Below are 14666 nucleotides of genomic sequence, written 5' to 3' on the forward strand. Positions count from 1 at the left end.
TGCAAGAAATAAAAAACCCAGCTTTAAGCTGGGTTTTTTGTCTATACTGAAATCAGTTATTTTTTATGGCGGTGTATCCATGCTTTACGGACTGAGCGTTTCCAAAGCATGTCGGTACCAAAATAACCAATGATTGCCGCAGCTGTTGCACAAATAAATGAACCTACTAAAAATGCTGGGCCAATTGTTGTAAGGCTATCTATAAACCATTGCCAGCTTGGTTCAAATTGGAAGTGCTGCTGTGGTTGAGCAAGGGCAATCGTGCCTACAATATATGAACAATAGAAAATAGGAGGCATGGTCAGTGGGTTAGTGATCCACACTGTTGCAACAGAAATCGGTAAATTTACTCGAAATGGAATAGCCAGGGCGGCTGCAAGAACCATTTGAAAAGGAACAGGGATGAACGCAAAAAATAAACCAACAGCAAATGCACCGCGTGCTGAGCGTCTATTTAAGTGCCATAAATTGGCATCATGCAATAAACGACCAAAAATTCTTAAATACTTGTGTTCTTTTACCTTGTTATGATCAGGTAAAAAGCGTTGGATCGTTTTCTTAGCCATTTAAAGCAACCATTTACATCTATTTGGTTATGCAGCGGCTTTGTCATAGGCTGTTTTTTCACCCTATATACATTTGGCACTGCGGCGTTTTATATAATGAGTTTTGCTGTATTGCTAGCAGGTGCCTATTTTAAGCCTTTTTTAACTCTATTGTCAGGGTTTATTTGCGCTATTTTAGTAGTGATTTTTCATTACTTCATTTTTTACTCAATCTCTGACTGTCAAATCAATTATCAACAAAGCCGATTAGTTCGATTTGAGGTAGTTGAAACATACAGTGAACAAAGCCCTTATTACATTAAAGCAAGTCTGAAAAATATTGAATATTGCTCTACAGGCATTCGACCTGCTCCTAATGCAATGCTAAGCATTACTTCAGATCAACCTGTTACTCGTGGAGATGAATTAAGCGCAGAACTCAAACTTAAACCTTACAGATCGGTAAAAAATTTCTATAGTTTTGATAGAGAACGGCAAGCATTACTTGAGCGAGTATTTTATAAAGGCCGAAGCGTAGGGGAGATAAGCAATTTAAATCATCATCGATATAACTCCCTGCGTATGAGTTACCGCACATATATTGAAAAAGTGACGGCAAGCACCCAATTACAATGGCTTTATTATGCGCTTTTAACCGGTGACAAAAGTAAAATAAGCTATGAAGATAGAAAACACTTACGTGAATTAGGTTTGTCTCATCTACTAGCTATTTCAGGTCTTCATATCGGACTTATCTTTGCAGTCGGCTTTTATAGTAGTAAGTGGCTGTTAAGAATGAGTCATTTACGCGTAAGCCAATCAATTCAATTAAATAAGTTATTTGTTTTTGTAGGGTTCAGTTGCACGTTCGTCTATGTCTACTTAAGTGATTTTATAGTTTCCGCAAGCCGAGCGCTGCTGATGTTAGGCTGTTACCTTGTTATTTATAACCTAGGGAAAAACCCAGTGCGTTGGCGTTCAATTTTGTACGCCTTGAGTGTTGTGTTGTTTATAGACCCATTTGCACTTTTGAACCCTGGGCTCTATTTCAGTTTTTTGGCCGTTACGATCATCTTTCTACTGACTAAAAACACAGTTAATTTGTCACTTGGTTTTTTAAAGCGATTTGCACAGCTACTGCAAGTTCAGTGCGCTTTATTTGTCGGTCTACTGCCTCTATCCTTATATTACTTCTCAGGCACTAGTGTCATAGGTTTATTGATTAACCTTATTGCTGTGCCCTTGGTTGGTGTGCTGTTATTGCCTTTCTTAATTTTTTATAGTTTGGTTTCTAGTCTACAGGATATTTCTGGTTTGTTATCACTCGTCGACACTGCGCTGTATTATGGCTATCAATTACTACTTTCTATCCCTAATGACTGGCGTTGGTTCTCGCTCAATGAGTTTAGTTTTTCATTATTGATCATAAGTTACATAACACTTCTGCTGTTGTACATTAGCCCAAATAAATATGTGTGCTTAATTCCTGTTTGTGTATATGCCGTTGATAGTGAATTACAGCCAGAAGCTAAGTTTCAGTTAGATGTGTTTGATGTCGGGCATGGATTAATGGTGATGGTAAGCCACAAAAACAAAGCGATAATTTATGATTTAGGCCCACAGTATTTTGGCCGTTATGATTATGTACGCCGTGTATTACTCAACAACATCATTAAACAACAGTTATCTGTTATCGCAACAATAATAAGCCACTTAGATAACGACCATTCTGGCGGTTTAACAAGTTGGCAAATGGCAGGGTTTCAAGACACTCTAACTATCTTTCATCCTCAGGGGCTGGGAAATAAGTGCAAAACAACAACGCTCAAGCTTGATGAGCTTAAAATCAGAAGTTTTACAGCAAAGGTAGAAAATGCGAGTCGTAATGATCAGTCGTGTTTATTAAAAGTAACGGGTTTTAATTACTCAGTGTTACTGACTGGGGACATATCCGCAGCGGCAGAAACTAAGCTTGTTGAAGCGGGGAAGGATTTACGAGCGACTATTTTAATAAGCCCCCATCATGGTAGTAATACTTCTTCAAGTTATGAATTTATAGATTCAGTAAACCCTGAAGTAGTTATCCATTCATCTGCTTATCAAGGGCAATGGCGCTTTCCTCATCCTGAGGTTGTAAATCGTTATAACCAACACCATATACAGCAGTTATCGACGGCAGAATATGGCCATATACGCATAAAATTTTACGAAGATAAATATCGCTTAGAATTTGCGCGAGAGCAGGAAAGTTATTGGTTCGAACAAGATTGACGTTTTGTTTTTACCCCCTAAAGGCTACAATAGTCGAAGTCTATGAATAAGAGAGTGTTATGGATCAAACTACATCCCAAATCTATAAGCGATTAATCAGTTATGTGGGTGATTATAAGTTAATCGCGTTTTTCGCCATTGTAGGCATGATTGGCTATTCCGCCATGGATGCATTGTTTATCAATTTAATGAAGCCCTTCATTGATGAAGGTTTAAATGATCGTAACACTGATGTTTTAACTTATGCACCATTTGTTGTAATTGCATTGGTATTAGGTCGTGGCATGTTTAACTATATGTCGTCGTACTGTTTAAGTTATGTAGGCTCTCAAGTTGTAAGAACGTTGCGCCAACAATTATTCGAACATATTTTACATCTGCCGGTGTCTTTTCATGACAAAAATTCTAATGGTGATTTAATTTCTAAAATCACTTTCGATACAGAGCAAGTACAACAGGCAATTACTAAAGCGCTGTTAATTGTGGTGAGAGAAGGGGCGTTTGTTGTTTTCTTACTATTTAATATGTTTTATACCAGTTGGAAGCTATCACTGATATTTTTAGTCATTATTCCGCTGGTGGCCGTGATCGTTGCCTTTGTATCGAAACGTTTTCGTATGATTTCGAAAAAAATCCAATCTGCTATGGGCCAAGTAACTCGCAGTTCAGAGCAAATGCTATCTGGTCACAAGGTGATTCATGGCTTTGGTGGTCAACAGCAAGAGATATCGCAATTCTCGGCTATTAATAATCATAATCGTCAGCAGCGCATTAAAATGGATGCAACTAAAGCGTTAAGCGTTTCTGTTATCCAAATTTTGGCAGCAAGCGCGATGGCCGTGATTTTATGGGTTGTGTCTATGCCGTCGATGATTGATACCATCAGTTCAGGTGACTTCGTATTACTTATTTCATCAATGATGATGTTATTACGCCCACTGAAGCAACTTTCTAACGTTAATAGCGATTTACAACGTGGTATTTCGGCAGCGCAAAGTATCTTTTTAGTACTTGATGAAGAAGTAGAAAAAGACACTGGCACTTACAGCGTTGACAAAGTAACTGGGAAAATTGAAGTGAACAATGTGACCTTTAAATACCCAACGAAAGATGAGCCTGTATTAAAGAATTTATCTCTTTCGATTAATGCAGGCGAAAGCATCGCATTGGTTGGCCGTTCTGGATCAGGTAAATCGACCATCTCAAATTTATTACCGCGTTATTATGAGCTTGAAGGTGACAGTGAAATTTTGCTTGATGGCGTCAACATTGCTGATTACAAACTGACAGACTTACGTAAGCAATTTGCACTGGTATCTCAGCAAGTGGTTTTATTTAACGACACTATTACGAATAACATTTGCTATGGCCTTGACCGCGAATTAACAAACGAGGAGTTAATGGCGGTTGCCAAGCAAGCCCATGTTTGGGAGTTTGTTAAAGACTTACCAGAAGGTTTAGATACCATGGTGGGTGAAAACGGCGTTATGTTATCAGGCGGTCAGCGTCAGCGAATAGCCATTGCTCGTGCAATATTAAAAGATGCCCCTATTTTGATTCTTGATGAAGCGACATCTGCGCTTGATACTGAATCTGAAAAACTGATCCAGCAAGCACTTGATAGCTTAATGAAAGAAAAAACATCGATTGTGATAGCACACCGTTTATCAACAATAGAAAACAGTGATTGCATTTATGTTATCGACCATGGTCAAGTTATCGAAAAGGGCACGCATGGCGAGCTACTTGAAAAAGACGGTACCTATAGTGCGTTATGTAAGATGCAGTTTGGTGAGCAGTAGTGAGTGTTATTGAAAAAAGCTGGTATAAAAAGCCAGGCTTACTCAGCGTTCTGCTGTTACCTTTCAGTGTGCTTTTTTGGCTTATCTCAACGCTTCGTGCTTTGTTATATAAGCTTAATATACTAAAAGCATTTAAAGCGCATCTTCCTGTCATTGTTGTTGGTAATATTAGTGTGGGTGGAAACGGCAAAACGCCATTTGTTATTTGGCTCGCTGAGTACTTACAGCAGCAAGGTTTAAAAGTAGCGGTGATCAGTCGTGGCTATGGTGGACAGTCTGATTCGTATCCTTTGTTAGTGACTGAACAAACGAGCACAGCGCAAGCTGGTGACGAACCTGTACTTATTAAACGCCGCCTAGGTTGTGTTGTAATGGTTGGCCCTGACCGACAAGCGAGTATAAAAAAATTAGAGCAACATGATATCGATGTCATTATTTCTGATGATGGCATGCAGCATTATAAAATGGCGCGTGATATCGAATGTTGTATCGTTGATAGTGAACGCCAATTTGGTAACGGTTTATTAATGCCTGCAGGTCCACTTCGTGAAACCAAAGCGCGCTTAAAATCGGTTGATTTAGTCATAGAAAATGGTGGCAACGCTCAAAGCCGCTATGATTTAACATCAAGCCCATTTCGTACCGTAAGTAATTCAGAACTTGTCAATTCAGTTCAAGATAAAGGCCATGCGGTCAGTGCTATTGGTAACCCCAAACGCTTTGAAATAAGTCTTGAGCAGCAAGGCATTAACTTACTATCAACTCATCATTTTCGTGATCATTATGCCTACCAAGCAAATGACTTTAGCGATTTTGCAGATGACGCTGTATTTATGACAGAAAAAGATGCAGTTAAATGCTTTAGTTTTGCTAAACCAAATTGGTATTATTTACCTGTTGATGCAAAGCCAACAGCAGCAGTTATCGAAAAACTTAATTTATTATTAAAACAAAAAGGGATCCTCAATGGCCTTTGATACAAAATTACTTGAAATTATCGCTTGCCCAGTGTGTAAAGGTAAATTACGTCTTGATAAAGAAAATCAAGAGCTTATCAGTACTGCTGCGAAACTAGCGTACCCAATCAAAGACGATATCCCGGTGCTTTTAGAAAATGAAGCCCGTGAATTAAGCCAAGAAGAGGTTGATAAGTGGAATTCGTAGTCGTTATCCCAGCTCGCTACGCATCGACGCGTTTACCAGGTAAACCACTTGCTGATATTTGTGGTAAACCAATGATCCAACATGTTTATGAAAAAGCGGTTGCATCAGGTGCATCACACGTTTATGTAGCGACTGATCATCAAACAGTGTTTGATGCAGTAAAGAAGTTTACTGATAATGTATTGATGACACGAGAAGATCACCAATCAGGCACAGAACGTTTAGCTGAAGTTGTTGAACAGTTAAAACTTGAAAGTGACACTATTGTTGTCAACGTGCAAGGTGATGAGCCTTTATTGGCAAGCGAAAATGTATCTCAAGTTGCCATGCTACTTGCTGATTCTGATGCGCCAATGGCGACTTTGAGCACCAGCATTGATGAGATTGATGATATATTTAATCCCAACTGTGTAAAAGTCATTAACGATGCAGACAACAATGCACTGTATTTTTCGCGTTCGCCAATCCCTTATCACCGTGATGCGATGATGAATGATGACCGAGATAAGCTAGATCTTGCTGATTTTGCGCGCCATATTGGTATTTATGCTTATCGTGCTGGCTTTATTAAGGACTACATCGAATTACCAGAATCTCGTTTAGAGCTTTTAGAGTCATTAGAGCAGCTTCGCGTACTTTATCATGGTCACAAAATTAAAATCGCAAAAGCTCTGTGTGCACCGCAAGCAGGCGTAGATACCCCTGAAGACTTAGCGCGCGTTATTGCAGTGCTTGGCAACTAAAAATGCATGATGTAAACAATGTTCATCTTCATGCCAGTGAAGATGACTTCTTTGTTTTTTATAAACCAGCAGGTGTGAGCTTTCATAGTGAACAATGTGCTGGTTTTGTCGTACTTGCTGAAGAGCTTGTTAATGAGAAGCTCTATCCGGTTCATAGGCTAGATAAAGTAACATCAGGTTTAATTATATTAGCCCGTAACAAAGAAGCAGCAGCCGAATTCACTTCGCTATTTTCTGATCATAAAATAAATAAGTTTTATCTAGCCGTAAGTGATGCTAAGCCTAAGAAAAAGCAAGGTTGGATAAAAGGGGATATGCAGAAAAGTCGTCGTGGTGCATTTAAGCTGTTAAAGAGCCAAACGAATCCAGCTATCACACGCTTTTACTCAAAAAGTATTCGACCAGGGCTTCGTGCATACTTGTTAAAGCCATTCTCTGGTAAGACACATCAGCTTAGAGTCGCGATGAAAAGCTTAGGCGCTCCAATTCTAGGTGATAGTACCTATGCTGGTAGTAAAGACGAACGCACAAACTTGCATGCCTATGCACTACAATTTAGCTATAAAGAGCAGCTTAAAGAGTATCGATGTGATTACACTTTAGGTACTCATCTTAATGAAGTTTTTAACTCAGACGAATTCAAAGAGTGGACAGCTCCTTGGACGTTGGATTGGTAAATGAAAGAAACAACACAAGACATCCGTTTTGGTGGCATTAAACGTTTATATGGCCATCAACAATTTGATTGGTTACAACAAGCACATTTTTGTGTCATTGGTATTGGTGGCGTAGGGAGTTGGGCTGCTGAAGCATTGGCTCGAACGGGTGTAGGGCAACTAACCCTCATTGATTTAGATGATATTTGTGCAACCAATGTTAATCGTCAAATTCATGCTTTAACTGGCACCGTAGGCGAAGCAAAAGTAGAAGCGATGAAAACACGTTGTGAGCTTATAAATCCAGATATCAAAATTAATGTTATTGACGATTTCATTACGCTTGATAACATTCGTGAGCATATTCAAGGTTTTGACTATGTGATTGATTGTATTGATGCTGTAAAAGAAAAAGCTGCGCTTATTGCTCACTGTAAACGCATAAAACTACCGGTTATTACAACCGGAGGCGCAGGCGGGCAAACCGACCCTAGTCAAATCAGTTTTGGTGACGTTGCAAAGACAACCCATGATCCATTGCTTGCAAAAGTACGTTATATTTTGCGAAAACAGTACAACTTTAGTAGCAATCCAAAGCGAAAATTTAACGTCGATTGTGTTTATTCTACAGAGCAGCTTGTATATCCAACCTCTGAAGGTGAGGTTTGCCAAGCAAAACAAGGTGCAGATGGTTCAATGAATATGGACTGTAATAATGGTTTTGGCTCTGCAACCATGGTGACAGGCAGCTTTGGCTTTTTTGTTGCAGCCAAAGCGATTAGAAAATACCTTGATAAAAAACAGCGTAGTTTATAAAACTTATTGTTTTTGTTCAGCCATGGTTTGAATTTTATCAACCATGGCTTTAATACCATTACCACGAGAAGGGCTCAAATGGCTAATTAGACCGAGTCGTTCAAATTCATCATAGGCATTTATTTGCGCTGCTTGCTCCGGTGTTAGACCATTGTATAAGGCTAAAATTAAAGCCAATAGTCCTTTAACGATGCGAGTATCTGAATCGCCCGCTAAAACTAGGCTGTTTTCTGTATGATCAAAGTCGATATACAGCCACACTTTACTTTCACATCCTTTAACAAGGGCATCATCTACTTTGAGTACTTCAGGCATAACAGGTAATTGCTTACCTAAGAGCATTATTTGGCGATATTTTTGCTGCCACCCAGCAGCTGTTTCAATGTTTTTACTAATGGCTTCAAACGCTGAATTCATAACTTATCCAAAATTAATCTAATAACTCAATACTACTTTTAACAGCACTGATAAATGCATCGACATCAGCTTTAGTGTTATATAACGCAAAACTTGCTCGTACAGTACCTGGGATGCCTAAATGACTCATTATAGGTTGCGTACAATGATGGCCACTACGCACGGCAACGCCAAATCCATCAAGTAGGGTGGCTAAATCAAACGGATGTTCATCGCGATAATTAAAACTAATGTTACCGATGTTATCTGTTTGGTTTGAATAGATATTAATACCATCAATAGCTGATAATTGTTTTATCGCATAGTCAAAAACTGTATGCTCATGTTGACGCATTTGCTGAAAATCTAACGATATTAAATAATTTATTGCCTCACTAAAGGCAATGACACCTGCAATATTGGGTGTTCCTGCTTCAAATTTACCCGGCGCATCACGAAAAGTGCTGTGTGTTAGGTTCACTGTTTCGATCATTTCGCCACCGGTTTGATATACATCGAGCGAATTTAACAGCTCAAATCGGCCATATAGGCCTCCTAAACCTGTCGGCCCGAGCATTTTATGGGCAGAAAACACGTAAAAATCACAGGAAATTTCTTGTAAATTAGGGCGTAAATGCATCGCTGCCTGCGCACCATCAATAACAGAAATAGCATTAATGGCTTTACATGCGCTAATGATTGGCGCTAAATCAGTGATATTCCCAAGGGTATTTGATGCATGGGTAATAGCGACTATTTTAGGCTTTTGTTGCTTGATAAATTCACTACAGTGCACGCTATTAATAGTTAAATCATTTTCTATCGGCAAAATAATGACTTCTGCATCGGTACGCTGAGCTAGCTGTTGCCAAGGGACGATGTTAGCGTGGTGTTCAATAGCAGATAGGGCAATTTTATCGCCAGCATTAAGCCTCGAAGCCAGACCATTTGCGATTAAATTAATCGATTCGGTTGCCCCTTTGGTCCACACTATCTCATTATTTTTTACAGAAAAATAATCTGCAAGTAGCGTTCGTGTATGCTCATATTGGCGTGTCGCGTTTTCACTGAGTGTATGGCGGCCGCGGTGCACATTGGCGTTCTCGTGGCTATAAAAACGGCTAAGAGCATTAATAACTGCCTGTGGCTTTTGCGAGGTAGCTGCTGAGTCTAAATACACCAAAGGCTGCTCATTGACTGTTTCATTCAGTATGGGAAAGTCAGCACGTATTTTTGTGATATCGAACATGAAAGGCCTTAAGCTACAAGAATGCGACGATTTTAATTACTTTGCACAAATAGACAAGTGCAGGGCAACAAAAAAGGCCGCATAGCGGCCTTTTTTAAACGCAAATTCGTATTAACGCTTGTCTGTTGGTACGTAATCGCGTGAAGTTTCACCAGTGTATAACTGACGAGGGCGGCTGATCTTGTGACCAGGTTGAGAAAGCATCTCATCCCAGTGAGAGATCCAACCAACAGTACGTGACATTGCAAAGATTACAGTGAACATGCTTGTTGGAATACCGATTGCTTTTAAGATGATACCTGAGTAGAAATCTACGTTAGGGTAAAGTTTCTTCTCAACGAAGTATGGGTCTTCAAGTGCAATTTGCTCAAGCTTCATAGCGATATCAAGAAGTGGATCTTGAATGTTTAGCTCAGCAAGTACTTCGTGACATGTTTGACGCATTACTGTCGCACGTGGGTCGAAGTTTTTGTATACACGGTGACCAAAGCCCATAAGACGGAAAGGATCAGACTTATCTTTCGCTTTAGCAACGTACTCGTCAATACGGTCAACAGAGCCGATTTCTTCTAACATGTTAAGACATGCTTCGTTAGCACCACCGTGCGCAGGGCCCCATAAAGATGCGATACCAGCCGCGATACACGCGTAAGGGTTAGCACCTGAAGAACCAGCTAGACGAACAGTTGACGTTGATGCGTTTTGCTCGTGGTCAGCGTGAAGCATGAAGATTTTGTCCATTGCTTTAGCAAGAACAGGGCTTACTTTGTATTCTTCAGCTGGTACTGAGAACATCATGTGTAAGAAGTTTTCAGCGAAGCTTAAGTCGTTACGTGGGTAAACAAACGGTTGACCTACATTGTATTTGTAAGCCATCGCAGCGATAGTTGGTAATTTAGCAACTAGCTTGATTGCGCTTGTTTTACGTTGTGTTGCGTCAGTGATGTCTAAATCTTCGTGGTAGAAAGAAGAAAGAGCACCTACAACACCACACAGCATTGCCATTGGGTGAGCGTCAAAGCGGAAACCTTGGAAGAAGTTTGCGATTTTAGTATCAAGCATTGTGTTGTGCGTGATTTCTTGAGCAAACGCTTCGTATTGTTCTTTAGTCGGTAATTCGCCGTTTAATAGTAAGTAGCAAAGCTCGATGTAGTTTGATTCATCAGCTAATTGCTCGATTGGGTAACCACGGTGTAGTAAAACACCTTTGCCGCCATCGATGTAAGTGATTGAAGATTCACAAGAACCGGTCGACATGAAACCTGGGTCGTAAGTGAAGTGACCGTGTGAACCTAACGTACGTACGTCGATTACGTCTTGGCCAGCAGTGCCTTGGTAAATTGGAAGTTCGATTGGATCAAGACCATCAATATGGACCGTGGCTTTCTTATCCGCCATCTATTTATCTCCTATTAAGATAACAACTCTGATTGTTATGTTCTGAATCTGTTTAAGCACATTCTTTTCATTTTAACGTGAAAGAGGGGTATAAAGTCAATTTTTATAAACATTATGCACAAATGGATAATAAATATTCTGCCAGGATTAAATATTATACTATTGGCTAATTCGCAAACGTCTCTTACTAAACAAGAATTGTAAAAAGACCTTTGGCTATATATACTATCCAAGGTTTTATACCGTATTGTCTGTAGGTAAACTTTATTTTTACATTTGAGTTTTGCATAAGTGTGAACTTTTTGTGTATCAACACGGTTTACTTAGATAGTTCCATCGAAATTCATTTTGATGGGTTTTAGAAAAACAAGTAGATGAGCTCCTTAGTGGGCAAGATGGGCAAGTAACTGTGAAAAAGCAAAGACCTGTAAATCTAGATCTAACAACTATATCTATGCCGGCAACGGCTAAAGCATCAATTTTTCACCGCGTCACCGGTGTTGCATTATTTTTTGCTTTAACGTTTGTCATTTGGGCTTGGTCTGAGTCTCTTTCTTCTGCAGAAGGTTTTGAATTCGTCAAGGGTCTGTTCAGCGGATTAATTGCCAAATTCATAGCATGGGGCACCATTTCTGTATTGGCGTATCACTTAATCGGTGGTATCCGTCATATCATTATGGACATGGGTCACTGGGAAGAACTTGAATCAGGTAACTTCAGCGCTAAAGTCGCATTAGCTTTAGGTGTTGTAGCTGCAATTCTAGCAGGAGTGTGGATATGGTTTTAAATCAAGCAACTCTTAAACGTGATGGTGTACAAGATTTCGTATCACTACGTGCAACAGCATTAATAATTAGCGCTTACGCGATTTTTATTATCGGCTATTTTTTATGTACGCCAGAAGTCACTTTCGAAGCCTGGCAAGGCCTATTCTCTAACCTAGCAATGAAAGGGTTTACCTTAATTACCCTAGTTTGCATCATGGTTCACACCCGTATCGGCCTTTGGCAAGTTCTTACTGACTATGTTAAATGCGCTAAATTACGTGCTGTTTTAGGCTTTGTATTAAACCTTATGGCTGTTGCTTACGTAGCAATTGGTCTAATCGTTTTATGGGGTGTTTAAGTGAATTATTCTGTTCGTGAATTTGACGCTGTAGTGATTGGTGCAGGTGGTGCGGGTATGCGCGCAGCACTAGCTATCACTGAATCAGGCAAAACCTGTGCACTTATCTCAAAAGTTTTCCCTACACGTTCTCACACTGTGTCTGCACAGGGTGGTATTACGGTTGCTCTGGGTAACTCGCATGAAGATAACTGGGAATGGCACATGTACGATACTGTTAAAGGTTCCGATTTCATCGGTGACCAAGACGCTATCGAATATATGTGTAAAACAGGCCCAGAAGCTATTACTGAATTAGAAAACATGGGTTTACCATTTTCTCGTTTTGAAAATGGCCGTGTTTACCAACGTCCTTTCGGCGGTCAGTCGAAAAACTTTGGTGGTGAACAGGCTGCACGTACTGCAGCAGCAGCTGACCGTACTGGTCACGCGCTATTACACTGTTTATACCAACAGAACGTTAAAAACAAAACTAACGTATTCTCTGAGTGGTACGCACTAGATTTAGTTAAAAACAGCGACGGTCACGTTGTTGGTTGTACAGCAATCGACATCGAGTCTGGCGAAGTTGTTTACTTCAAATCAAAAGCTGTTGTTTTAGCAACAGGTGGTGCAGGCCGTATCTACGCATCGACAACGAATGCACACATCAATACTGGTGACGGTGTTGGTATGGCTACACGTGCTGGTGTTGCAATGCAAGATATGGAAATGTGGCAGTTCCACCCAACAGGTATCGCCGGTGCCGGTGTACTTGTAACTGAAGGTTGTCGTGGTGAAGGTGGTTACCTTCTAAATAAAGACGGCGAACGCTTCATGGAACGTTACGCACCAAATGCAAAAGACTTAGCGTCTCGTGACGTTGTTGCTCGTTCAATGATGACTGAGATCCGTGAAGGTCGTGGTTGTGATGGTCCTTACGGCCCACACATCAAGCTTAAGCTTGACCACTTAGGTGAAGAAACACTTAACTTACGTCTTCCAGGCGTATGTGACCTTGCGAAAACATTCGCACACGTTGATCCAGCTAAAGAACCAATTCCAGTTATCCCAACATGTCACTACATGATGGGTGGTGTTCCAACTAACGTAAATGGTCAAGCATTACAAATTGATGCAAACGGCCAAGAGAAAGTAGTTGAAGGTTTATTCGCTGTTGGTGAGATTGCATGTGTATCTGTACACGGTGCTAACCGCCTAGGTGGTAACTCACTACTTGACTTAGTTGTATTCGGCCGCGCAGCTGGTAATTTCTTAGGTAAGTACCTTAACGGTGTTGAAGCAGGTAAAGACGCGTCTGATTCAGACCTTGAAGCATCACTTGCACGTTTTAACCGTTGGGAAAACTCTAAAGCTGGCCAAGGTGAAGACCCAGTACAAATCAAGAAAGACCTACAAATGTGTATGCAACTTAACTTCTCGGTATTCCGTGAAGGTGATGCAATGGCAACAGGTCTTAAAGAGCTTAAAGAAATTCGTGAACGTCTTCAGTACGCTCGTCTTGACGACAAGTCAACTGAGTTCAACACTGCACGTATCGAATGTCTAGAGCTTGATAACTTGATGGAAACAGCATACTCAACAGCAGTAGCTGCAAACTTCCGTACAGAAAGCCGTGGTGCACACTCTCGTTTTGACTTCCCAGATCGTGATGACGATAACTGGCTATGTCACTCTATCTATAACCCAGTTACAGATGAAATGACAAAACGTGAAGTAAACTACGCGCCGAAACTGCGTGAAGCTTTCCCACCTAAAGCACGTACATACTAGGAGCGAGACGATGGCACAAGTACAATTTTCGGTTTATCGTTACAATCCAGATGTTGATAATGCACCACGTATGCAGGATTTCTCGCTAGAAACGCAAGAAGGCCAAGATATGATGGTATTGGATGCGCTTATGCAATTAAAAGAGCAAGATCCAACATTATCATTCCGTCGTTCATGCCGTGAAGGTGTGTGTGGTTCAGACGGTATCAACATGAATGGTAAAAACGGTTTAGCGTGTATTACTCCTTTATCAACGCTACTTAAAGGTGGCAAAGGTAAAATTGTAATTCGTCCTTTACCAGGTTTACCTGTGGTACGTGACCTTGTTATTGACATGAGTCAGTTCTACACTCAATACGAAAAAGTTAAGCCTTACCTAATCAACGACACGCCTGCGGCGGGTGAGCGTCTTCAGTCAATCGAAGAACGTGATAAGTTAGATGGCTTATATGAGTGTATCTTATGTGCATGTTGTTCAACATCGTGTCCTTCGTTCTGGTGGAATCCAGACAAGTTCATCGGTCCTGCGGGTCTTCTTCATGCGTATCGTTTCTTGGCTGATAGCCGCGATACAGCTACTGAGGAGCGTCTTGCTGACCTTGACGATGCGTTCAGCGTGTTCCGTTGTCACAGTATCATGAACTGTGTTAGCGTGTGTCCAAAAGGTCTTAACCCGACCAAAGCAATTGGACAAATCAAATCAATGCTATTAAACCGCGCTGTTTAAA

15 protein-coding genes are annotated in these 14666 nt (G+C 40.5%); 11 read left to right on the top strand and 4 right to left on the bottom strand.

The window, feature by feature from the left end; all coding sequences use genetic code 11:
- Nucleotides 1-56: 56 nt before the first annotated feature.
- Entirely contained in the window at nt 57-566 is a 510-nt protein-coding gene (locus tag WA256_RS12045; RefSeq protein ID WP_054561579.1) for a DUF2062 domain-containing protein, read from the bottom strand.
- 96 nt (nt 567-662) lie between these two features.
- Here WA256_RS12045 and WA256_RS12050 point away from each other — a divergent pair, with 96 nt between their 5' ends.
- Genes WA256_RS12050 through tcdA form a run of 7 tightly spaced genes read left to right on the top strand, consistent with a single transcriptional unit; the run spans nt 663 to nt 7997 of the window.
- Nucleotides 663-2816, top strand: a complete 2154-nt coding sequence (locus WA256_RS12050) for a DNA internalization-related competence protein ComEC/Rec2 (RefSeq protein ID WP_335991748.1) — start codon at nt 663-665, stop codon at nt 2814-2816.
- Nucleotides 2817-2875: 59 nt separating this feature from the next.
- Nucleotides 2876-4618 (top strand): lipid A export permease/ATP-binding protein MsbA, encoded by a 1743-nt coding sequence (msbA, locus tag WA256_RS12055; protein ID WP_138617495.1) that lies wholly within the window; start codon nt 2876-2878, stop codon nt 4616-4618.
- Complete coding sequence (gene lpxK / locus WA256_RS12060) at nt 4618-5595, top strand: tetraacyldisaccharide 4'-kinase (protein ID WP_335991751.1); 978 nt, start codon at nt 4618-4620, stop codon at nt 5593-5595. Before msbA ends, lpxK begins: the two co-directional genes overlap by 1 nt.
- Nucleotides 5585-5782, top strand: a complete 198-nt coding sequence (locus tag WA256_RS12065) for a Trm112 family protein (protein WP_036968654.1) — start codon at nt 5585-5587, stop codon at nt 5780-5782. Before lpxK ends, WA256_RS12065 begins: the two co-directional genes overlap by 11 nt.
- Nucleotides 5770-6525 (top strand): 3-deoxy-manno-octulosonate cytidylyltransferase, encoded by a 756-nt coding sequence (kdsB, locus tag WA256_RS12070; RefSeq protein WP_335991754.1) that lies wholly within the window; start codon nt 5770-5772, stop codon nt 6523-6525. The genes WA256_RS12065 and kdsB overlap by 13 nt, the downstream gene beginning before the upstream one ends.
- 2 nt (nt 6526-6527) lie before the next feature.
- Entirely contained in the window at nt 6528-7202 is a 675-nt protein-coding gene (locus tag WA256_RS12075; RefSeq protein WP_063529407.1) for a TIGR01621 family pseudouridine synthase, read from the top strand.
- Entirely contained in the window at nt 7203-7997 is a 795-nt protein-coding gene (gene tcdA, locus WA256_RS12080; RefSeq protein WP_054561573.1) for a tRNA cyclic N6-threonylcarbamoyladenosine(37) synthase TcdA, read from the top strand.
- Between the two features lie 3 nt (nt 7998-8000).
- On the opposite strand, the gene WA256_RS12085 is transcribed toward tcdA, so the two are convergent.
- The 3 genes from WA256_RS12085 to WA256_RS12095 all read right to left on the bottom strand — a co-directional run bounded on the left by WA256_RS12085 (nt 8001) and on the right by WA256_RS12095 (nt 11040).
- Nucleotides 8001-8414 (bottom strand): SufE family protein, encoded by a 414-nt coding sequence (locus WA256_RS12085; protein WP_335991759.1) that lies wholly within the window; start codon nt 8412-8414, stop codon nt 8001-8003.
- A 13-nt stretch (nt 8415-8427) separates the two neighbouring features.
- Nucleotides 8428-9642, bottom strand: coding sequence for an aminotransferase class V-fold PLP-dependent enzyme (locus WA256_RS12090; protein ID WP_335991761.1), 1215 nt, complete (start codon nt 9640-9642; stop codon nt 8428-8430).
- Between the two features lie 111 nt (nt 9643-9753).
- Nucleotides 9754-11040, bottom strand: a complete 1287-nt coding sequence (locus WA256_RS12095) for a citrate synthase (protein WP_054551373.1) — start codon at nt 11038-11040, stop codon at nt 9754-9756.
- 409 nt (nt 11041-11449) lie between these two features.
- Here WA256_RS12095 and sdhC point away from each other — a divergent pair, with 409 nt between their 5' ends.
- Genes sdhC through WA256_RS12115 form a run of 4 tightly spaced genes read left to right on the top strand, consistent with a single transcriptional unit; the run spans nt 11450 to nt 14665 of the window.
- A complete protein-coding gene (sdhC, locus tag WA256_RS12100; RefSeq protein ID WP_335991764.1) occupies nt 11450-11827 on the top strand; it encodes a succinate dehydrogenase, cytochrome b556 subunit in 378 nt (125 codons plus the stop codon).
- Nucleotides 11818-12165 (top strand): succinate dehydrogenase, hydrophobic membrane anchor protein, encoded by a 348-nt coding sequence (gene sdhD, locus WA256_RS12105; protein WP_054551371.1) that lies wholly within the window; start codon nt 11818-11820, stop codon nt 12163-12165. Before sdhC ends, sdhD begins: the two co-directional genes overlap by 10 nt.
- A complete protein-coding gene (sdhA, locus tag WA256_RS12110; protein ID WP_054561569.1) occupies nt 12166-13938 on the top strand; it encodes a succinate dehydrogenase flavoprotein subunit in 1773 nt (590 codons plus the stop codon).
- 10 nt (nt 13939-13948) lie between these two features.
- The gene (locus tag WA256_RS12115) at nt 13949-14665 is read left to right on the top strand and encodes a succinate dehydrogenase iron-sulfur subunit (protein WP_054551369.1); all 717 of its coding nucleotides are present in this window, start codon (nt 13949-13951) and stop codon (nt 14663-14665) included.
- Nucleotide 14666: the final 1 nt, after the last annotated feature.

This window comes from Pseudoalteromonas sp. CH_XMU1449-3 (genome assembly GCF_037027245.1).
Classification (GTDB): Bacteria; Pseudomonadota; Gammaproteobacteria; order Enterobacterales; family Alteromonadaceae; genus Pseudoalteromonas; species Pseudoalteromonas shioyasakiensis.